Raw genomic sequence first — 354 nt, 5'->3', positions numbered from 1 at the left:
GTCCGGTTGCGGGGGCGTGAGCCGCATGGATGCGGCGACCGAGCTTACATGGACGTACTTGCAGCGTCCCCCGCAACCGGACCCACCCCGCCATCCCACGGAATGCCAGCTTTTGCCGTTGCCGTTGTTTCGGCGGGTGCAGGGCGCAGCCCTGCTGCACACCCCTCACACCACCGGAATGCTGTGCTGCCCAAGACTGCGGTACGGCGGGGTGGCCATCACCATTTCCGCCAGCGAGTAGGCCAGCTCGCGCTCGGCCATCACCGTGCCGTCGGCACCGTGTTCAAGCAGATGCTTCACTTCGGCATCGCTGTGTGCGCGCGCCAGCAGGGTCAGGTTGGGGTTGATCGCACG

1 pseudogene is annotated in these 354 nt (G+C 66.7%); it reads right to left on the bottom strand.

Going from position 1 to position 354, the window contains the following annotated elements:
• Positions 1-165 precede the first annotated feature (165 nt).
• Positions 166-354: pseudogene (locus AC1DKR_RS21495) on the bottom strand (cation:proton antiport protein); the annotation flags it as partial.

Source organism: Stenotrophomonas sp. 01N47 (assembly GCF_056399165.1).
Note: the sequence above shows the minus strand (reverse complement) of the source record. Positions and strands in the feature narration are given on the sequence as shown.